The following is a 19068-nucleotide window of genomic DNA, read 5'->3' as shown; positions in this document are numbered from 1 at the left end:
TTCAGACGCGTTCTTTGCCTTTTCCGCCATGCGCGACCTCTTTCGACAAGTCGGCGCGATCCGTGCGCTCAGCGCTGCACTACAACGCAGTATTCCTGCGCCGATCGGGTGCGCTGCAAGGGCGTCGCCGCGCTGTTCCGGTGCCGCGCCGATGGTTTCATCAGTCGATTGCTTAGCCATTCCAGGCTTTGTGCGCAGTATCCAGGGGTTTAGCCTGATGGCACGGTAGTTGCCCTGATACTCAGAATTCAGATAGTCGCCCTCCCCACGACGACGCGGCATTTACATCAGGAATCACCGTTCCCATGTCCACCGATCGCACGGCATCGTTGTCGCATTTCGCATTCATGCCGGTACCCAACTTCACGATGATCGCCTTCTCGAACGCGATCGAAGTGCTACGCATGGCGAACTATCTGACGGGCCAGACGCTTTACCGCTGGTCGATCGTGAGTCCCGCCGGCGGGCCGGTCATGGCGAGCAACGGGCTATCCGTCGATACGGGTCCGGTCGAATGCGTCGGGCAACCCGACATCGTGTTCGTGGTTGGCGGCATCGACGTGCAGCGCTCCACCACCGCCGAGCATCTGTCCGCGCTGCGCCGTTTCGCGCGCATGGGCTGCGTGCTGGGCAGTCTTTGCACGGGCACCTATGCGCTCGCGCGCGCCGGCCTGCTGGCCGGTTATGCGTGCGCGATCCATTGGGAAAACATGTCGGCGCTGAAGGAAGAGTTTCCCGATACGCGCTTTCTGAAAGAACTGTTCGTGATCGATCGCGATCGCGTGACCTGCACCGGCGGCGTCGCGCCGCTCGACATGATGCTGAACCTGATCGCGCCGCGTGTTGGCACCGCTCGGGTCACGCAGATCGCCGAGCAGTTCATCGTCGAACACGTGCGCGACACCAGCGCGCAGCAGAAGATGCCGCTCGTCGCGCGGCTCGGCTCGGCCAACAAATCGCTGTTCGAAGTGATCTCGCTGATGGAGAACAACATCGAGGAGCCGCTGTCGCGCGAAGAACTGGCGCGGCTCGCCGGCATGTCGCAACGGCAGTTGCAACGGCTGTTCCGCGAACATCTGGGCATGACGCCGACGCACTACTATCTGACACTGCGCCTGCGGCGCGCGCGCGAGCTGCTGTTGCAGACCGACATGTCGATCATGCACATCACGATGGCCTGCGGCTTCCAGTCGGCCTGCCACTTCTCGAAGAGCTATCGCGATGCGTTCGGCACCGCGCCGACGCGCGAGCGTCGCAAGCAGGTGCCTTCGCTATCCGGTGCGCCAGTGATGGCGGCTTGATCAATGAACAGAAGCGCCGCGTGCCCGGCAGGCCACGCGGCGCTTTAGCGACCAACCAAACTCAAGCCGCCTTCAACAACCCGTGCGGGTCGATCACAAACTTCTTCGGCGCGCCGCCGTCGAATTGCCGGTAGCCCTCGGGCGCATCGTCGAGCGACACCGGATCTCCGACCTGCAGCGTCTCGACGTCGCGCCCTACCTCGATCACTTCGCCGGTAATCTCGTGCCCGAGTACCAGGCCGACCTCGGCAGTCGTGCGGCCACGCACCCTATGCTGATCGGAGCCGCAGATATTCGTGCTGGTTCGTGAGCGGCACGCCGCACACGCTGCGCGGCGCGCCGTTTCACCAGCGTAGCGGCCTACAACTTTTTCTTTACCCCCGCGCAACATATCCTCGTTTGCCAGCGGTTCGCAAAAGCCCGATAGTGCTGCCTCAGCCGAATTGCCGATCCACCGACTCACACTCCCCCGACCGAGGACCCGTTTGCCATGAAGACCCGAGCGCTCAAACTGATAACAACCGCCACGTTCGCGCTGTTCACGCTCTGCGCGATCTCACCCGTCGGCCACGCGGCCGAGCCCACCGCCGCGCAACTCCAACCGACCATCGATGCCGCGATCAGGCCGCTGATGGCGAAGTACCATATCGCCGGCATGGCGGTCGGCGTGATCGACGACGGCAAGCCCTACGTCTACAACTATGGCGTCGCATCGACGCAAACCGGCAAGCCGGTCACACGCGATACGCTGTTCGAACTCGGCTCGGTCAGCAAGACCTTCACGGCGACGCTCGCGTCGTATGCGCAGCTCGACGGCAAGCTGTCGTTGTCGGACGGCACGGAACGCTATCTGCCGACGCTGCGCGGCCGCCCGTTCGGCAAAGTCAGCCTGCTGAACCTCGGCACGCACACACCTGGCGGTCTGCCGCTACAGGTGCCGGACGACATCCATAACGACGCGCAATTGCTGCGGTACTTCCACGACTGGGAGCCCGCTCATGCGCCCGGCACGTTCCGCACCTACTCGAATCCCGGCATCGGCACGCTCGGCCTGATCACCGCGAAGACCATGGGACAGGATTTCACCGTGCTGATGCAGCAACGCGTGTTTCCGGCGCTCGGCATGAAGAGCACCTATATCGACGTGCCCGCGGCGAAAATGCCGGACTACGCGCAGGGCTATGCGAAAGACGGTGCGCCGATCCGTCTGACGGGCGGCGTGATTTCCGCCGAAGCCTATGGCGTCAAGTCGACCGCCGCCGACATGCTGCGTTTCGTGCAGGCAAACATGAATCTGATTCCGCTCGACAGCCAGCTCCAGCGTGCGATCACGGATACCCATACCGGCTACTTCCAGGCCGGGGTGCTGACTCAGGATCTGATCTGGGAGCAGTACCCGTATCCGGTCGCGTTGCCGACCTTGCTGGCCGGCAATTCGCCGGAGATGGTCCTCAACGGCACGCCGTCGACCGCAATCAAACCGCCGCTGCCGCCGCAGCAGAACGTCTGGATCAACAAGACCGGATCGACCAACGGCTTCGGTGCGTATGTCGCGTTCGTGCCGCAAAAACGCATCGGTATCGTGCTGCTCGCCAATCGCAATTTCCCGAACGAAGCGCGCGTGAGCGCCGCGCATCAGATCCTCACGGCGCTGGATGGCGGCAAGCCCTGATACGGCGTGGACTTACGGGCGCAGCCGCGCACGCGCTGCGCCGGCGATCCGCGCGAGCGCATCCGCGCTCAGACGGGCCGCGATTTTCTCGACGTACGCATGATGCCGCGCTTCGAGCGGCGCACCGAGCTCCCGCGCGAGCAGATAGCGGATCAGCGCAATGCGCCGATGACGCAGCGCGATACTTTGATCGAGCAGCGCGAGCGCGGCGCCGGCATCGCGCTCATCGCACGCGCGTGCCGTGAGAAGCGAGGTGGCCGCGCGTGCCGACGTCATGGCGAAATCAGCAAAGCGAACTGCGCGACGCTCAGCACATCAACGGCTCGGCGGCGTCGAGCATGATCCTGACGAAGTAATCCGCGAAACTGCGACGCACGACGATGTCGAAACTGTCGGTGCCCGTGGGCAGCAACGTGATCGACGCCTTGAAATAGTGGCTCTGCGCGCACTGCCCCAGGCCGAAAAGTTTGGGATGCAGATCGAGCGGACAGCCGCGCGCGAGCACGTCGCGCGTGCGCGTGCCGGTGATTTCAAGGACCGTATAGCCGCTGCCCACATCGACCGCCGATGCGAACACGCCCGCGAACGCCGCGCCGAGCTTCGCCTGCAACGGCGCCGTGCGCGTCGCATCGTGCGCGGTCTCCGAACGCACGAGCCATTCGTCCGGGCCGAGCCAGACCATGTCGTAGCCGTTGCCGCGCGCGACGGTGTTCGGCTTCTCCGGCGGCTTGCAGCCGATCACCTGTTCCACCGCGCGAATGAACGCCGCGTCGCGCGTATCGCCGCGCACGTTCACGAGTTCGAGAAATGGCCGCTCGCCGAGCCGGAACGCGGCAGTCGCGTTGGCCTGATGCTGTTTCAGCAGCCCATCCACACCGACCAGCGGCGACTCCTGCCACGCGCCGTTTTGCCGCCCGAGCGTGCGGTCCACGATGGACACCGTCCCGCCTGTTTCATTCCACATGTTGACGTGCTCCTTCGCTGTCGTAGAACACCGGACTCGCGATCTTCGCCGCGATCTGTTTGCCGCTTGCGAGCGGAATCGTGACGGTCGTGCCGATCTTGTCGAGACCGCCTTTGACGACCGCCATCGCGATCGAGCGTTGCAGAATCGGGCTGTAATAGCTCGACGTGACGTGCCCGAGCATCGGCGCGGTGTCGCCCTGGAACGGACCGGCGACGATCTGCGAGCCCTCGGGTATCACGAACGACGCATCCTCCGCGAGCAGCCCGACCAGTTGCTTGCGTCCCGCCTTCGCGGTGTCCGAGCGGGCGAGCGAGCGCTTGCCGAGAAAGTCCTTCGAGTTCGCGACGAGCCCGCCCATGCCGAGGTCGTGCGGCGTCATCGAGCCGTCCGTATCCTGGCCGACGATGATGTAGCCCTTCTCCGCGCGCAGCACGTGCATCGTCTCGGTGCCGTACGGCGTGATGTCGAACTCCGCGCCCGCGGCCATCAACGCTTCCCACACCGCGCGTCCGACGTTGGCCGGCACGTTCACCTCATACGCGAGTTCGCCCGAGAAGCTGATGCGCATCACGCGCGCCGCCGCGCCCGCGACGGTGCCTTCACGATACGTCATGAACGGAAACGCCGCGTTCGCGAAGTCAATGTCGTCGCAGACCTTTTGCAGCACCTTGCGGCTCAGCGGGCCGACTACCGCAAAAGTAGCCCAGTGATCGGTGACCGACGCGAGCCGCACGCGCAGGTCGGTCCATTCGGTTTGCAGCCAGCGTTCGAGCCACGTGAGCACACGCGCCGCGCCGCCGGTGGTCGTCGTCATCATGTAGTGCTGCTCGGCGAGGCGCACGGTCACGCCGTCGTCGAAGATCATGCCGTTTTCGTCGAGCATCAGGCCGTAGCGGCACTTGCCGACTTCGAGCCTGGTCCACGGATTCGTGTACACCCAGTTCAACAGTTTCGCGGAATCGGGGCCCTGAATATCGATCTTGCCGAGCGTCGACGCATCGAGGATGCCGACGCTCGTGCGCACCGCGAGCGCTTCGCGCGCAACCGCCGCGTGCAGATCCTCGCCCGACTTCGGGTAATACCACGGACGCTTCCAGTTGCCGACGTCCTCGAACGCCGCGCCGTGTTCCACGTGCCATTCGTGCACCGCCGTCTTGCGCACCGGATCGAGCAATTCGCCCAATTCCCGGCCGGCGAAAGTGCCGAACGTGACCGGCGTGTAGTTCGGCCGGAACGTCGTCGTGCCGGTCTCGGGAATGGTCTTACCGAGCGCCTGGGCGAGAATCGCCATGCCGTTGATGTTGCCGAGCTTGCCCTGGTCGGTGCCGAAGCCCATCGCGGTGTAGCGCTTCACGTGTTCGACGGATTCGAAGCCTTCGCGCGCCGCGAGGAAGATATCGGCCGCCGCGACGTCGTTCTGGAAATCGACGAACTGCTTGGGCCCGCGCGTGGCCAACTCGCGTCCGCCGACGAGCCACAGCGGTTCCAGCTTCGTTTCGCTCAGTTCGGCGACCTGCACCGGCTTTGGCCGCGCGACGATGTGCCCGGCCGCGCGCGCCGCTTCGACGCCGGCGTCGAGCGCGAAGCGGATGCCCTGGCCGAGCGTGAAGGCGCCCGCGCAGGCGCCGACGCTGGTCTCAGGCTGGACCGCCTTGCCCGGCACGAAGCAGGCCTTGTCGTCATGCCAATGGGCCTTGCCGCCCGACTGCGCGAACAGATGCAGCACTGGGCTCCAGCCACCCGACATCGCGAGCAGATCGCACGGCAGTTGGCCCTGCTGAGCGGTGATCTGCCCTTTCGCATACGAGGCGAGCGACACCGACGCGACGCGCAGCTTGCCATGCGCCGCCGTGACAACCGCGCCGTTCAGCACCTTGATGCCATGGCGGCACGCGAGCGCCGGCAGCGTGCCCTTCGATGCGCCCGCGCGCGGATCGATGACGCTCACCTGCGCGCCGGCCGCTTTCAGGTCGAGCGCGCATTGATAGCCGTCGTCGTTGTTCGTGAACACGATCGCATTGCGACCCGGCAGTACCGCATACCGATGCAGATAGCTCGACACCGCCGACGCGAGCATCACGCCAGGCAGATCGTTGTTGCCGAACACGATCGGCCGTTCATGCGCGCCGGTCGCGAGAATCACGCGTTTCGCGCGGATCTTCCACAGCAGTTCGCGCGTGCCCTTGCGCTGCGACACGGGCAGATGATCGGTCAGGCGCTGGGTGACCGTGACGAGATTGTGGTCCTGATAGCCGAACGCGGTGCTGCGGCTCAGGATCTTCACATCGGGCAACTGCCGCAATTCCTCCTCGATTTTCTGCACCCACAGCAGCGCGGGCTTGCCGTCGATCTCCGCGCCGCAGGACAGCAGCGAGCCGCCCAGCTCGGGCTGATCGTCGACGAGCGTCACGCGCGCGCCCGACAAGGCCGCCGCGTGCGCGGCCGCGAGCCCGGCCGGGCCGCCGCCGACCACCAGCACGTCGCAATGCGCGAAGCGCTTGTCGTAGCGGTCCGCGTCGCGCTGTCGCGGCGCGGTGCCGAGGCCGGCCGCGTCGCGAATCGCTTCCTCGTACTTCGGCCAGAGTTTGCGCGGCCACATGAAGGTCTTGTAGTAGAAGCCCGCCGGAATGAAGCGCGCGATCTTCTGGTTGATCGCCATGCGGTCCTTCTCGATGCTCGGTTTCGCGTTCACGCTGCTCGCGACGAGCCCCTGGTACAACTCCACTTCGGTGGCGCGCGCGTTCGGCACCGTGTAGGCGCCGGTCTCCAGTTGCACGACCGCGTTCGGCTCCTCGACGCCCGCGGTCACGATGCCGCGCGGCCGGTGATATTTCCAGCTGCGTGCGACGAAATGCATGCCGTTCGCGAGCAAGGCGGACGCGAGCGTATCGCCTTGATAACCCTGATACTCGACGCCGTTGAACGTGAAGCTCAGCGCGATCGCGCGATTGATGCGCCCGCCGGTCGGGAGTCGGTCTTTCTGGCTCATGATGCTTTGCCCTCTTGTGCCTTTACCTGTGCCTTTACCTGTGCGTTTGCTGCCTGTGTATCGGTACTGTCCAGCGCCAGCAACGGACGCTCGAACGTCTGATAACCCTGGAACGCATAGCTGACGGTGTCGCGCTGCGCCTTGAACCAGCGGCGGCAGCCCTGCGTGTGGAACCATTGCTCGCGATGCACGCCGCGCGGGTTCTTGCGCATGAAAAGGTAGTCGCCCCATTCCTTGTCGGTGAGCTTGTCCGTGTCGAGCGGGCGGGCGATGTCCGCTTCGCCGCCGCACGAGAATTCGGTTTCGGCGCGGGGACCGCACCAGGGGCATTCGATCAGCAGCATCTGTGTCTCCTTGTCGACTAGTGGGCCACGGCGGCAGCGCCATGCTCATCGATCAGATGACCGGTATAGAACCGGTCCAGCGAAAACGGCGCGTTCAACGGATGGGGTTCGTCCTTCGCGATCGTGTGCGCACAGACCCATCCCGATCCGGGCGTCGCCTTGAAGCCGCCCGTCCCCCAGCCGCAGTTGAAATACAGTCCCTTCACATCGGTCTTGCTGATGATCGGGCACGCGTCCGGCGACACGTCGACGATGCCGCCCCACTGCCGGTTCATCCGCACGCGCGAAAACACCGGGAACATCTCGACGATCGCCTCGAGCGTGCCCTCGATGATCTGGAAGCTGCCGCGCTGCCCAAAGCCCGTGTACTGATCGACGCCCGCGCCGATCACGAGATCGCCCTTGTCGGACTGGCTGATATACGCATGGACCGCATTCGACATCACGACCGTGTTGACGACCGGCTTGATCGGCTCCGACACCAGCGCCTGCAACGGATGGCTTTCGAGCGGCAGCCGCACGCCGGCCATATCGGCGAGCGTCGACGTGTTGCCGGCCGCGACCACCGCGACCTTCTTCGCCTTGATGAAACCCTTCGTCGTGTCGACGCCCGTCACCTGGCTGCCGTCGCGGCGAATGCCGACGACCTGGCAGTTCTGCACGATGTCGACGCCGGCCTGATCGGCGCCGCGCGCGAAGCCCCACGCCACCGCATCGTGCCGGGCCACGCCGCCGCGCCGCTGGATCGATGCGCCGAGCACCGGGTAGCGGCTGTTCAGATTGATGGTCGGCTCGAGTTCCTTGATCTGCGCGGGCGTGAGAAATTCGGCGTCGACGCCGTTCAGGCGGTTCGCGTTGACGCGGCGTTCGGTGTCGCGCACGTCCTGCAGCGTATGCGCGAGATTCATCACGCCGCGCTGGCTGAACATCACGTTGTAGTTCAGATCCTGCGCGAGCCCTTCCCAGAGCTTCATCGCCTTCTCGTAGAGCGCGGCGGATTCGTCCCACAGGTAGTTCGACCGCACGATCGTCGTATTGCGCGCGGTGTTGCCGCCGCCGATCCAGCCCTTCTCGAGCACCGCGACATTGCGCACGCCATGCTCCTTCGCGAGGTAGTACGCGGTCGCAAGACCGTGCCCGCCGCCGCCCACGATCACGACGTCGTATTCACGTTTAGGCTCGGGGCTGCGCCATTGCCGCTCCCAGTTCTCGTGATACGACATCCCGTTGCGTAGCAGGCTGAATATCGAATAGCGGCTCATCGTCGTTCCTTTGCGGTTTTGCAGATGCGGTGTAGCGGTTCAACACTCGATGACGTTCACGGCCAGTCCGCCGCGCGACGTCTCCTTGTATTTCGTCTTCATGTCGGCGCCGGTTTCGCGCATGGTGCGGATCACACTGTCGAGCGACACCACGTGCTTGCCGTCGCCCTTCATCGCGAGGCGGGCCGCGTTGATCGCCTTGATCGCGCCCATCGCGTTGCGCTCGATGCACGGAATCTGCACCAGCCCGCCGACCGGATCGCAGGTCATGCCGAGGTTGTGTTCCATGCCGATTTCGGCGGCGTTCTCGACCTGGGTGGGCGTGCCGCCCATCACGGCCGCGAGCGCGGCGGCGGCCATCGAGCAGGCCACGCCCACTTCGCCCTGGCAGCCCACCTCGGCGCCGGAGATCGACGCCGTTTCCTTGTAGATGATGCCGATCGCCGCGGCGGTCAGCAGGAAGTCGACGATGCCGGCGTCGTTCGCCGCATGCATGAATTTCACGTAGTAGTGCAGCACTGCCGGGATCACGCCGGCCGCGCCATTGGTCGGCGCGGTGACGACCCGGCCGCCCGCGGCGTTCTCCTCGTTGACGGCCATCGCGTACAGGTTGACCCAGTCGAGCATCGACAGCGGGTCGCGCAGCGATTCTTCCGAGCGTGCGCGCAAGCGCTCGCACAGCTCGGCCGCGCGGCGCTTCACGTGCAGCGGGCCGGGCAACTCGCCGCGCGCCTTGCAACCGCGCTCGACACACGCGGCCATCGTGCGCCAGATCGCCAGCAGGCCCTCGCGCACTTCGGGCTCGGGCCGGGTCGCGCATTCGTTGCGCAACGTCACTTCGGCGATCGACAGGCCGCTTTCGCGGCACACGCGCATCAGATCGTCGCCGGTGCGAAACGGATACGGCACCTCCGCGTTGGCGCGCCGGCCGTTCACGCGGTCGCCGTCGCGATTGACGACGAAGCCGCCGCCGATCGAGAAGTACTCTTTTTCGACGAGCAGTTGACCGTTCTCGTCGAAGGCCTGGAAGCGCATGCCGTTCGGATGCACGACGCCCGAGCCCCGCGCGCCCGGCATCAGCTTGCGCAAGAAGCCGACATGTTCGCGCTCGTCGAACGCGACCGCATGCTTGCCGAGCAGCACGAGCTGTCGGGTCTCGCGGATCGCGCGCAGCCGCGGCTCGATCAGCTCAGGATCGAGCCGGTCGGGCAGATTGCCTTCGAGGCCGAGCAGCACCGCCTTGTCGGTGCCGTGGCCCTTGCCGGTCGCGCCGAGCGAGCCGAACAGCTCGGCTCTGACGCGCCGCACGAAGCCGAGCAGATTCGCGTCCTCGATGTGCGATGCGAAGCGGCATGCAGCGATCATCGGCCCGACCGTGTGCGAGCTGGATGGACCGATGCCGATCTTGAACAGATCGAAGACGCTGACGTTCATGGCGTGCCTTGTGCGTTGTGTCTTGCGTGTTGCGATGGCCGGAAGCGCTTCGACTCGACTCATGCGCCCGGATGGAATGTGCGTCTATTGCACCGCACGCCGGGCCGGATCGATAGAATAAAAACGGCATCGCAATGGGATGGCGTCGTCAGGTGAGCCGCCACGCGGGTCTCCCGGCGCATTTGCGATGACTTGGGACGCATTTGCGACAGGCGGCCCGATTGCGGCCGGCAATGCTGAAGGTCCGTGGTGCTATCCTCGGCTTCACCGTTTCGGTCAACGTCCGTTCCTCTTTCGCCGTTTTTTTCACCGACCCGCCGCGCGCATGAATTCCGCTGAAACGCTTGCCCCTCCCTCACTCGACACAGCCACGAAGCAGCGCATCCGCTTCGGCATCATCCTGCTGCCGAACTTCACGCTGACCGCATTCTCGGGTTTCGTCGACCTGCTGCGCCTGTCCGCCGACGAAGGCGACTTCAGCAAGCCGGTGCGCTGTTCGTGGAGCGTGATCGGGGAAACCCTGGCCCCGGTGCGCGCGAGTTGCGGCATCCAGATCACGCCGTGGGAAACCTTCGAGACCGCCGGGAAGTTCGACTACGTGGTGGTGGTCGGCGGACTGCTGCACTCGGGGCCGGCCGCGAGCGAGGCGACGCTCGCGTTTATCCGCCGCGCCGCAGCCCGCGACACGACGCTGGTCGGCATGTGCACCGGCGTGTTCTCGCTGATGCGCGCGGGCGTGCTCGACGGCCATCGGATCTGCGTGAGCTGGTTTCACTACTGGGATTTCATCGAGCGCTTTCCGTCGGTCGACGAACAGATGCTGGTCGCCGACCGGCTGTTCGTGATCGACCGGCGGCGCATCACCTGTTCCGGCGGCCGCGCGTCGATCGACGTCGCCGCCGCGATCCTGCTGCGTCATTTCGAAACCGCCACGGTGCAGAAGGCGCTGCGCATCCTGCTCGTCGACGACCTGCAGAAAGGCAACGCGCCGCAGCCTCATCCTCCCGGTCTCGCGCCGGCCTCGCATCCGAAGGTCAAGCGCGCGATCCTGCTGATGGAGCAGCACGTGGGCCGCGCGCTGCCGCTCGACGAACTGGCGGGCAAGCTCGATCTGTCGCCGCGTCAGCTCGAACGGCTGTTCAAGGCGCAGACCGGCAAGGCGCCGCAGGCCTACGCGAAGCTGGTGCGCCTGCGCACCGCCGCGTGGTTGTTGACGAGCTCAGACAAAACCGTCGCCGATATCGCGTCGAGCTGCGGCTTTTCGGACGCCTCGCACCTGGGACGGGAATTTCGCAAACAGTTCGGCGTGCCGCCGATGATGTATCGCGAGCAGCGCGGCACGGCGCAGCAAGCCGACGACGGCTCGTGCTACGACGAAACGTTTCCGGGCCGCGCGCAGGCGATCTGAATCTGCGCGGCATGCGAGGCCGCGGCACCCGCTACTCCGGCATGCGCCGCTCGACGCTCGGCGCATGTCCGAACTGCGCGCGATAGGCCTTGCTGAAATGACACGGAGAATGAAAACCGCACACCATGGTCACGCGCGCGATCGACGCGTCGGTATTGCGCAGCAGATCGCGCGCGCGGCGCAGCCGCAAGCTCAGGTAGTAATGCGTCGGCGACACGTTCAGGAATAGCTTGAACATCCGTTGCAAATGACGCTGCGACAGGTTGACGAGCCGGGCGAGTTCGTCGAGTGATAGAGGCTCCTCGATGTTCGCTTCCATCAGCCGCACCACTTCGATCAGTTCGGTGCGCGACAGGCCGACCCGCGCGTCGACCGGAATGTGCTGGTAATCGGTCGAGCCGCGAATCCGCTCGACGATGAATTGCTCGGACACCTGCGCGGCCACCGCGGCCCCCAGCCGCATGCCCACCAGATGCAGCATCAGATCGAGCGGCGCGGTTCCGCCGGTGCAGGTCAGCCGGTCGCGGTCGATCACGAACAGTTCGTCGTCGAAATGCACGTGCGGATAGCGCTGGTGCAACGGCGACATGTCCTCCCAATGCACGGTCGCGCGATAGCCGTCGAGCAGCCCGGCCGCGAGCAGCGCATATGGACCCGTGCAGATGCCGCCGAGCGGCACGCGGTGCGCGGCCGCCTCGCGCAGCAGCGCGATCACCGCGTCGTTCACATACTCGCGCACGTGCCAGCCCGCGCACACGAACAGCAGGTCCGGCATGCCGGCCTCGGCGAGCGTGGTGGTCGGTTTCACCGTGATGCCGTTGCTCGCGCGCGCCGGCTCGCCGTCCGGCGTGATCACCGACCACCGGTAGTGCTGCGCGCGGCCCACGTAGTTCGCCATGCGCAGCACCTCGACCGCGCTCGTGAACGCGATCATCGAGAAGTTCGGCAGCGTCAGGAAGCCGACGTGCGCGACGTGCGCGACGGCGCACAGCCGCGCATCGGCTTCGGCGGAGGCGATTGCGTCGCGCTTCATGGACGTATCGAATCAGGCCGTCAACCGTGTTGCGCCGCCGGCTCGCGGCGCACTTTCATCGCATTGCGCAAACCGGCGAGCAAGGGGGCGCGTACCTTGCCCGGCGCCCGGCCGAAGCTCTCGGTGATGCGGTCCAGAATGATCGCCAGCATCACGACCGACATGCCGCTTTCGAAGCCGAGTCCGATATCGAGCCGCTGGATGCTCGCGAGCACGTCGTTACCGAGGCCGCCCGCACCGACCATCGACGCGATGATCACCATCGACAGCGCCATCATGATGGTCTGGTTCACGCCGGTCATGATCGACGGCAGCGCGTTCGGAAACTGCACCTTGTACAGCAGTTGCCACGGCGTGCAGCCGAACGCCTGTCCCGCTTCGACGATTTCGCGATTCACGTGCTTGATGCCGAGCGCGGTCAGACGCACCGCGGGCGGCATCGCGAAGATCACCGTCGACAGGATGCCCGGCACGCGGCCGAGACCGAACAGCATCGCGGCCGGAATCAGGTAGACGAACGCGGGCATGGTCTGCATCAGATCGAGCACCGGGCGCACGATCATTTCGACGGCGCGGCTCTTCGCCATCCAGATGCCGAGCGGCACGCCGAGCACGAGACTGATCACCGTCGATGACAGCGTGAGGCCGAGCGTGATCACCATCTGATCCCAGAAGCCGGTGCCGTAGATCAGCAGCAGCGCCGCCAGCGTGAACAGCGCGAAGCGCCAGCCGACGCGCCACAAGCCGATGCCGACGAAAAACGCCATCAGCGCCCACATCGGCACGGCCTGCAAACCGTGCTCGACAGCCGCGGCGAAACTCTCGATGACCTTGCCGATCGTGTCGAAGGTCTGCGCGTCGTGATCGAGCAGGTAGTGAACGCCGCGATCGACCCAGGCGCCAAGTGGAATGACTTCAGACATGGGAACCTCGATGGCGCGTGAGAACGTTCAGCACGTTCGTCTTGTTGACCGAACCGCAGTAGGAGCCGTCCGCTTCGACGACCGGCAGCGGCGCGCGGCTCGCCACCACGCGCGCGACCACGTCGTCGAGCGGCGTGCTGCGGCGGATGCATTCGACCTGGTTGAGTTTCGGCGACGCGCTGCCCGTCGCATCGCGGCACACGAAGCCGCGAATCCGGCGCTCGCTATCGAGCACGAACGCGTAGTCGGCGCTGCCGTTGAGCGTCGCGGCGACGCTCGACGCGTCGATCTGCGGCGCGTGCATCAGCGGCACGTCGTCGGTCTGCATCAGATCGCCGGCCGTCAGATAGCGGCTCGTGTCGATGCCTTCGAAGAACGCTCGCACGTAGTCGTCGGCCGGGTTCTTGATGATTTCCCGCGGCGTGCCGATCTGCACGACACGGCCGCCTTCCATGATCGCGATGCGCGTGCCGATGCGCATCGCCTCCTCGAGATCGTGCGACACGAACAGGATCGTGCGCTGCTGCTCGCGTTGCAGATCGAGCAGCACGTTCTGCATCTCCTTGCGCTTGAGCGGATCGAGCGCGGAGAACGCCTCGTCCATGATCATCAGCGACGGGTTGACCGCGAGCGCGCGCGCAAGCCCGACGCGCTGCTGCATGCCGCCCGACAACTCGGCCGGCAGTTTCTGCGCGAACGGTGCAAGGCCGACCTGTTCGAGCACCGTCAGCGCCCGCGTCTCGCGCTCCTTGCGGCCGACGCCCGCTACTTCGAGCCCGAACGCCGCGTTGGCCAGCACGTTGCGCTGCGGCATCAGCGCGAAGGACTGGAACACCATGCTCATGTCCTTGCGGCGCAACGCGGTCAGCTCGGCGCGCGGCACGCCCGCGACATCGCGGCCGTCGATCAGCACCTTGCCGGCGCTGGGCTCGACGAGCCGATTGATCAGGCGAATCAGCGTCGACTTGCCCGAGCCGGACAGACCCATCAGCACGAAGATCTCGCCCTCGCGAACCTCGAACGACGCGTTGTGGACGCCGACGATCTGACCGGTGCGGGCAAACACCTCTTCTTTCGTGGCGCCGCCGGCCAGCATCGCGAGCGCCTGTTTCGGGTTGCCGCCGAACACCTTGCACAGCCCTTCGACCACGACCTTGGGGGAATTCATCGAGTGCTCTCCTCGCCTGCGGACGTCCGTCCGCGCTGTGCCTACATAGTTGCCAGAAAAAAGTGCGGCTAACCGACTAATTCCGACAACCACATGAGGAAATGCGACACCCGGCCATGCCGTGGACGCTCGGCGCGGCGAGCAAACCCTTGTGGGAGAAAGTTGTGGGAGAAAGGATTGACGCGGGTTGGCCCGCGCGCGGAGCGTGTCGCAACAGAGCAAGCGGCGCTCCCGGACGGCGGCGAGCGCGAGGCGCCTGAGAGGCGCCGGGTTCAGGAAATCGACACGCCCAGCAAGCGTCCGACGCCGAACGTGAACCCTGCCGCGATGAGCCCGATGACGATCTGGCGCAGCGCCGAAAACCCCGCGCTGCGTCCGTTGAACAACGACGTGAACACGCCGATCGACGCGAGCGCCAGCATGCTCAGCACGACACACTGCACGATTGCGCTGACGCCGCGTGTCCACAGGAACGGCATCACCGGGAAAATCGCGCCGAGCGAGAACAAGCAGAACGACACACCCGCCGCCGACCACGGATTGCCGCCCAGTTCCGCCGGATCGAGACCGAGCTCCTCGCGCGTGAGGGTGTCGAGCGCCTTGTCCTTGTCGCGCATCATCTGCGAAGCCACGCGTTTCGCCTCGCTCGCGTCGAGCCCTTTCGCGCGGTAGATCAGCGCGAGCTCGTGCTCCTCCGCTTCGGGCTGTTCTTCGATCTCCTCGGCTTCCTTGGCGATCTGCGTGCTCGCGAGTTCGCGCGCATTGGTGACCGACAGCCATTCGCCGAGCGCCATCGAACAGGCACCGGCGATCAGCCCGGCGAGGCCGGTCAACAGGATCGCCTGGTTGCCGGTGCCCGCGCCGGCGACGCCCATGATCAGGCAGAAGTTGGACACGAGGCCATCGTTCGCGCCGAGAACCGCCGCGCGCAGATCGTTGCCCGACGCGGCGCCCTTGTGCCACGACTCGGCCGCGGCAATGCGCGCGCCGGACGACAGGTTGGCATTGCCGGTGCCCGCGAGCGTCTGCACGACGGCCGCGTGATGATGTTCGTCGGCGGACATGTGGCCCGCGTCGCGTTGGCCTTGATATTTGTTGCGGTCCGCGTATTCGGCTGCGGCGAGCGTTGGCAGCACGAAGTCCGCGCCGCACACGCGCACGAGCCCCTTCATCAGACGCGTCTTGACCGCATGGCCACGGCCCTTCGGTTCGATGCCATTGGCTCTGAGCTTGTCGGCCCACACTTGCGCGTGGCTGTGTTCGGATTGCGCGAGATCCTGATAGACCTGCTTGCGGGTCTCGTCTTTCTCGACCTGCGCGAGCGTCTCATAGAGGGCAGCGCTGTGCAGTTCGTCGGAGAGATTCGCCTTGTAGCGTTTCACTTCATGTTTCGTTGCCATGATCGCGCCTCGCAACTGCCCGGCGCCTCATCAACGATGAATGCCACGCCGGGCTTCCGGTGTCCGTTACTGGCTGGCAGGCGCACCAACGCCGGCCTTCTTCTGGGCTGCCTGCAGCTTGTCCGGATAGTTCGGATCGTTCTGCGCCGGCTGGTAGCCCGCGTCTTCGAGTTTCTTCAACTCGGCGTTCTTTTTCGCGCGGGCCTGTTTGCGCTCTGCCTTGCGCTCGGCCTTGGTCGGCTTTGGGGTGGTCGTCGTCGCGCCTTCCTGGGCTGCGGCATCCGTCGAGCCCTGCGCGAGCGCGAGCGGAATCGTACCGGCCATCAGTGCGACGGCCGAAACGCCCAGCATGATTCGTTTAATGGCGAAGCTCTTCATCACTGATATCCCCTGAAAAATTGGCAATAACGTACGAGTTGCGTCTGCGAATCGTGAACCACACGCCGGGTCGCGCAGCCTCCACGCGAACCCGTCAACGGGAGCTTACAGCCAAATAGCGGGAGGTGGGTCGGGAGCGTGGACTGCTGCGGGCGTCGCTTCATCGGTGGGTATTCATGGGTGACACTTGCTGTGCACCGTTTTAGGTCGTGCTGCATTGCAGAATTACAAAACGGTACGGCTTCTTTCTCTCGAACATCGTAATCGCCAAGTTCGGCTTGATTACAAGGACTGACGAGGTAAATGAAACGCGTTGTTGGGCTTTGACGCGGCGCTGCCATTTTGGCAGCGGCTCGGCCCTGCGGCCTCAATTTCAGAATACTCCGGCTTTTGCCGCGGATTGACTCGCGAACAATAGTGGCGCGGATCGGTTGCAACGCGGCCATGCTCAATTCCCGATAGTCGAATTCGAGCGTTTGGGGCTATCCAGTTCCGTTGATTTTTACATCACGAGCCGTAAGCGCCTATGAACCACGACGAAAAATTCTCTTACTACAAGATCGACAAGCTTTTTTGGCGTTGGAAGAAGCAAGACGGGGCCCGCATCGTGCATGAGGTCTCGCTCTCCACTGACAATCCACCGCCTCCGCTTCCGGCCCTGCCAGTCGCGAAGCCGAAAGCCGTGCCAAGCCCACCCAAGTCACCCAAATCTGATCCGACCGTAAAAATGATCAACGACCTTCTCAAGGTCGCCGATTCGGTTTCCCGGTTCAGCACATGGTTAAAGACGCCTGTGCCGCCCAAACCACCCAAAGCGGAGAAGATCGCCGCCCCGAAAAAGACGGTACCGCCATTCGATATCCAGGAAATCCCGCAGGCTCTGCGCAAGGAAATGATGCCCATTGGGGCAAAGTTAATGGAGCGATGGTTTGCCGGCCGCTTGAACTATTCCGCAATCCCCAGCGATGAGATCAAGGAAATCAATCAGGAAGGCAAACCGTATCCGCCTGACATGTACGACACAACCACGGTAAAGATGGACTGGATATTGGAGTTCGCTCGTGCCAGACGGAAATACGACTACCTGATCAACGATGCAATCCGTTCACCCGCGGCGCTTCAAGTGCTTCAAAAGAAGCTTCGTTTCTACAGGCACAGAAGCGAGCTATCTACGCACGATATCTGTCGGGATGATCCCCAACACCTGCATCAGTTTTTCCAGTTTCAACACGTCGAGGTTGACGGTACCTTTGCGGAAAAAATCAAGCTGCAACTGATGGCGGATGCTGTGCGAACAGGCGTCCCCGACGATTTGACCGCTGCGCTTGGATCGTTCGTAATCTATGCCGCTATTGCTCACGTCCGCCTGTCGAGGGACCCATTTGGTACGCAAAAAACCACTGCCGAAGTAACGGGTGCATGGATCTATGTGAAAGATAACTTCACGTTTACCGATGAGCCGGGGCAGCGGTCCCAGTATCTGGGGCATTGGAGCAGTAACGGCGTTATCGTGATGCCGCTCGATGGCGTAGCCGCGGCATCACGATATATTCCTTACGTGGAGTCGCCTGTTACGCTTGGCGATCCGGTTATCAAAGGACAGGTCTATTACCCGATCCACAACAGCGATTTCCGACAATGGGCGATCAGACATCAGCGCGGTGGTGATTTCATCATCTACTCGGACCGTCGCTTCGTTCACATCTTTCCGCCGATCGTGCTCTATCTATGAAACGCATCTCTACGCGTGTCGCATTGTTAGCGGGTCTCATTGCCGTGCTTTATCTCGGTCTGTTCGACCATACTCCGCAAGGAAGCGAGTGTCGCAAATCGGCACCTGCCCACGGCCTGTACACGGCAGAGCTTTGCCTGTTGCGATGGATTCCGGGCCGCAGTGGAAGCCCTGAATATGTCGGCAGGCTATTCGATGCAAAAACTGGGAAGCTGCTTGCACAGCGCACGTTCAGCACGCCTGTCCCCGATCTTTTCTGGTCAACGGGTCTGCGATACTCGCTGAATCCGTATTCGCCGCCCCGTTATCTCGGTCCGTCCGTCGAATTTTCCCGCGGAGATGGCGGTGAAGGAGATTCGAGTATTTCGTTACCTCCGTCGTTCTGGGACAAACTAGCCGCCGCGCGCCCGCGCTTATAGTCGGCTGCGTCGTATGCCGGTGCCTGTGTCTCACCGTGCTGGATTCAAGCCGCACGCACTTCCTTCCGCGATTCAGTTTTTTGGCATGTCCGCGCCGTCAGGAGTATCTTTTAACCGCGCCGGAAGCGCCAACACCACCACTCCTCTACAAGACAGACGCTTCCCAGGGTCCAGACCAGCTCGACAAAGCGCGAAGTTTCTAACATGCAACGAAGCGACATCAACTTATCGAGGATGGTGAATCCGTGAAAACAGTCAATCTTTTGAAGGCGCTCGGTATGGCATTGTGCGTGGCAACCGCATCCAGCGCCTATGCGCAGGCAAGCGACGCGCAAGCGCCCGCCGCCACGGCACCTGCGCCGGCCACGACCGCCCAATCGACGCGTGCAGCAGATCGCAAGCTCGGCCGCGACGTGCGGCGCGCGCTCGGTAAAGCGCCGGGCTTCAATGTATCGAACGTGTTCGTGCGGGCGCGCGGCGGCGCGGTGACGTTGACTGGCTCGGTGCCTCAGGGCGACATGATCCAGCAGGCTGGCGATGTTGCGAAAGGCGTGCCGGGCGTGACCTCGGTGACCAACAGACTCACCCTGAACCTGCCATCCCGCGGGAGTGGCGGGAGCTGAGCACAAGCTGGACGC

General features: G+C 64.2%; 17 protein-coding genes and 1 pseudogene. 6 read left to right on the top strand and 12 right to left on the bottom strand.

Annotation, left to right across the window (positions count from 1 at the left end):
* Positions 1-305: 305 nt before the first annotated feature.
* The gene (locus OKW30_RS31670) at positions 306-1301 is read left to right on the top strand and encodes a GlxA family transcriptional regulator (protein ID WP_184072988.1); all 996 of its coding nucleotides are present in this window, start codon (positions 306-308) and stop codon (positions 1299-1301) included.
* 151 nt (positions 1302-1452) lie between these two features.
* On the opposite strand, the pseudogene OKW30_RS31665 reads toward OKW30_RS31670, so the two are convergent.
* Positions 1453-1602, bottom strand: a pseudogene (locus OKW30_RS31665) (alcohol dehydrogenase catalytic domain-containing protein); the annotation flags it as partial.
* 189 nt (positions 1603-1791) lie between these two features.
* Between OKW30_RS31665 and ampC the strand changes: the two are divergent.
* The gene (gene ampC, locus OKW30_RS31660; RefSeq protein ID WP_429348556.1) at positions 1792-2973 is read left to right on the top strand and encodes a class C beta-lactamase; all 1182 of its coding nucleotides are present in this window, start codon (positions 1792-1794) and stop codon (positions 2971-2973) included.
* Positions 2974-2985: 12 nt separating this feature from the next.
* On the opposite strand, the gene OKW30_RS31655 is transcribed toward ampC, so the two are convergent.
* The 6 genes from OKW30_RS31655 to OKW30_RS31630 are packed head-to-tail and all read right to left on the bottom strand — an operon-like array spanning position 2986 to position 9969.
* Positions 2986-3249 (bottom strand): hypothetical protein, encoded by a 264-nt coding sequence (locus OKW30_RS31655; RefSeq protein WP_018425089.1) that lies wholly within the window; start codon positions 3247-3249, stop codon positions 2986-2988.
* A gap of 31 nt (positions 3250-3280) precedes the next feature.
* Complete coding sequence (locus tag OKW30_RS31650; protein ID WP_187616750.1) at positions 3281-3937, bottom strand: sarcosine oxidase subunit gamma; 657 nt, start codon at positions 3935-3937, stop codon at positions 3281-3283.
* Positions 3927-6929, bottom strand: coding sequence for a sarcosine oxidase subunit alpha family protein (locus tag OKW30_RS31645; RefSeq protein ID WP_429348555.1), 3003 nt, complete (start codon positions 6927-6929; stop codon positions 3927-3929). The genes OKW30_RS31650 and OKW30_RS31645 overlap by 11 nt, the downstream gene beginning before the upstream one ends.
* On the bottom strand, positions 6926-7273 hold the full coding sequence (locus tag OKW30_RS31640) for a sarcosine oxidase subunit delta (RefSeq protein ID WP_184072978.1): 348 nt from the start codon (positions 7271-7273) through the stop codon (positions 6926-6928). The genes OKW30_RS31645 and OKW30_RS31640 overlap by 4 nt, the downstream gene beginning before the upstream one ends.
* A 17-nt stretch (positions 7274-7290) precedes the next feature.
* Positions 7291-8535, bottom strand: coding sequence for a sarcosine oxidase subunit beta family protein (locus tag OKW30_RS31635; protein WP_187616752.1), 1245 nt, complete (start codon positions 8533-8535; stop codon positions 7291-7293).
* A 39-nt stretch (positions 8536-8574) separates the two neighbouring features.
* Positions 8575-9969 carry an L-serine ammonia-lyase gene (locus OKW30_RS31630; protein ID WP_429348554.1) on the bottom strand — a complete coding sequence of 465 codons (1395 nt, stop codon included), beginning with the start codon at positions 9967-9969 and terminating at the stop codon, positions 8575-8577.
* A 325-nt stretch (positions 9970-10294) separates the two neighbouring features.
* On the opposite strand from OKW30_RS31630, the gene OKW30_RS31625 reads away from it, so the two are divergent.
* Positions 10295-11377, top strand: a complete 1083-nt coding sequence (locus OKW30_RS31625; protein ID WP_429348553.1) for a GlxA family transcriptional regulator — start codon at positions 10295-10297, stop codon at positions 11375-11377.
* Positions 11378-11408: 31 nt separating this feature from the next.
* Here OKW30_RS31625 and OKW30_RS31620 read toward each other — a convergent pair whose 3' ends face one another.
* The 5 genes from OKW30_RS31620 to OKW30_RS31600 all read right to left on the bottom strand — a co-directional run bounded on the left by OKW30_RS31620 (position 11409) and on the right by OKW30_RS31600 (position 16279).
* Positions 11409-12410, bottom strand: coding sequence for a GlxA family transcriptional regulator (locus tag OKW30_RS31620; protein WP_184072972.1), 1002 nt, complete (start codon positions 12408-12410; stop codon positions 11409-11411).
* 20 nt (positions 12411-12430) lie between these two features.
* On the bottom strand, positions 12431-13333 hold the full coding sequence (gene choW, locus OKW30_RS31615; RefSeq protein WP_184038314.1) for a choline ABC transporter permease subunit: 903 nt from the start codon (positions 13331-13333) through the stop codon (positions 12431-12433).
* A complete protein-coding gene (locus OKW30_RS31610) occupies positions 13326-14501 on the bottom strand; it encodes a quaternary amine ABC transporter ATP-binding protein (protein WP_429348552.1) in 1176 nt (391 codons plus the stop codon). The genes choW and OKW30_RS31610 overlap by 8 nt, the downstream gene beginning before the upstream one ends.
* Positions 14502-14773: 272 nt before the next feature.
* On the bottom strand, positions 14774-15901 hold the full coding sequence (locus OKW30_RS31605) for a VIT1/CCC1 transporter family protein (RefSeq protein ID WP_429348551.1): 1128 nt from the start codon (positions 15899-15901) through the stop codon (positions 14774-14776).
* 66 nt (positions 15902-15967) lie between these two features.
* Positions 15968-16279 (bottom strand): hypothetical protein, encoded by a 312-nt coding sequence (locus tag OKW30_RS31600; RefSeq protein ID WP_176078901.1) that lies wholly within the window; start codon positions 16277-16279, stop codon positions 15968-15970.
* 526 nt (positions 16280-16805) lie between these two features.
* Between OKW30_RS31600 and OKW30_RS31595 the strand changes: the two genes are divergently transcribed.
* From OKW30_RS31595 to OKW30_RS31585, 3 genes are all read left to right on the top strand, one after another.
* Entirely contained in the window at positions 16806-18011 is a 1206-nt protein-coding gene (locus tag OKW30_RS31595; protein WP_184072962.1) for a DUF6402 family protein, read from the top strand.
* The gene (locus OKW30_RS31590) at positions 18008-18430 is read left to right on the top strand and encodes a hypothetical protein (protein ID WP_184072960.1); all 423 of its coding nucleotides are present in this window, start codon (positions 18008-18010) and stop codon (positions 18428-18430) included. Before OKW30_RS31595 ends, OKW30_RS31590 begins: the two co-directional genes overlap by 4 nt.
* 245 nt (positions 18431-18675) lie before the next feature.
* A complete protein-coding gene (locus tag OKW30_RS31585) occupies positions 18676-19053 on the top strand; it encodes a BON domain-containing protein (RefSeq protein ID WP_184072958.1) in 378 nt (125 codons plus the stop codon).
* Positions 19054-19068 lie beyond the last annotated feature (15 nt).

It is taken from the genome of Paraburkholderia sp. Clong3 (genome assembly GCF_050436485.1).
GTDB lineage: Bacteria > Pseudomonadota > Gammaproteobacteria > Burkholderiales > Burkholderiaceae > Paraburkholderia > Paraburkholderia tuberum.
This window is presented reverse-complemented; position numbering and strand designations above follow the sequence as displayed.

Excerpts from the sequence above, each read along its gene's own strand:
- OKW30_RS31670 (WP_184072988.1), top strand. The coding sequence starts at position 306 with ATGTCCACCGATCGCACGGCATCGTTGTCGCATTTCGCATTCATGCCG.
- ampC (WP_429348556.1), top strand. The coding sequence starts at position 1,792 with ATGAAGACCCGAGCGCTCAAACTGATAACAACCGCCACGTTCGCGCTG.
- OKW30_RS31655 (WP_018425089.1), bottom strand. The coding sequence starts at position 3,249 with ATGACGTCGGCACGCGCGGCCACCTCGCTTCTCACGGCACGCGCGTGC.
- OKW30_RS31650 (WP_187616750.1), bottom strand. The coding sequence starts at position 3,937 with ATGTGGAATGAAACAGGCGGGACGGTGTCCATCGTGGACCGCACGCTC.
- OKW30_RS31645 (WP_429348555.1), bottom strand. The coding sequence starts at position 6,929 with ATGAGCCAGAAAGACCGACTCCCGACCGGCGGGCGCATCAATCGCGCG.
- OKW30_RS31640 (WP_184072978.1), bottom strand. The coding sequence starts at position 7,273 with ATGCTGCTGATCGAATGCCCCTGGTGCGGTCCCCGCGCCGAAACCGAA.
- OKW30_RS31635 (WP_187616752.1), bottom strand. The coding sequence starts at position 8,535 with ATGAGCCGCTATTCGATATTCAGCCTGCTACGCAACGGGATGTCGTAT.
- OKW30_RS31630 (WP_429348554.1), bottom strand. The coding sequence starts at position 9,969 with ATGAACGTCAGCGTCTTCGATCTGTTCAAGATCGGCATCGGTCCATCC.
- OKW30_RS31625 (WP_429348553.1), top strand. The coding sequence starts at position 10,295 with ATGAATTCCGCTGAAACGCTTGCCCCTCCCTCACTCGACACAGCCACG.
- OKW30_RS31620 (WP_184072972.1), bottom strand. The coding sequence starts at position 12,410 with ATGAAGCGCGACGCAATCGCCTCCGCCGAAGCCGATGCGCGGCTGTGC.
- choW (WP_184038314.1), bottom strand. The coding sequence starts at position 13,333 with ATGTCTGAAGTCATTCCACTTGGCGCCTGGGTCGATCGCGGCGTTCAC.
- OKW30_RS31610 (WP_429348552.1), bottom strand. The coding sequence starts at position 14,501 with ATGAATTCCCCCAAGGTCGTGGTCGAAGGGCTGTGCAAGGTGTTCGGC.
- OKW30_RS31605 (WP_429348551.1), bottom strand. The coding sequence starts at position 15,901 with ATGGCAACGAAACATGAAGTGAAACGCTACAAGGCGAATCTCTCCGAC.
- OKW30_RS31600 (WP_176078901.1), bottom strand. The coding sequence starts at position 16,279 with ATGAAGAGCTTCGCCATTAAACGAATCATGCTGGGCGTTTCGGCCGTC.
- OKW30_RS31595 (WP_184072962.1), top strand. The coding sequence starts at position 16,806 with ATGAACCACGACGAAAAATTCTCTTACTACAAGATCGACAAGCTTTTT.
- OKW30_RS31590 (WP_184072960.1), top strand. The coding sequence starts at position 18,008 with ATGAAACGCATCTCTACGCGTGTCGCATTGTTAGCGGGTCTCATTGCC.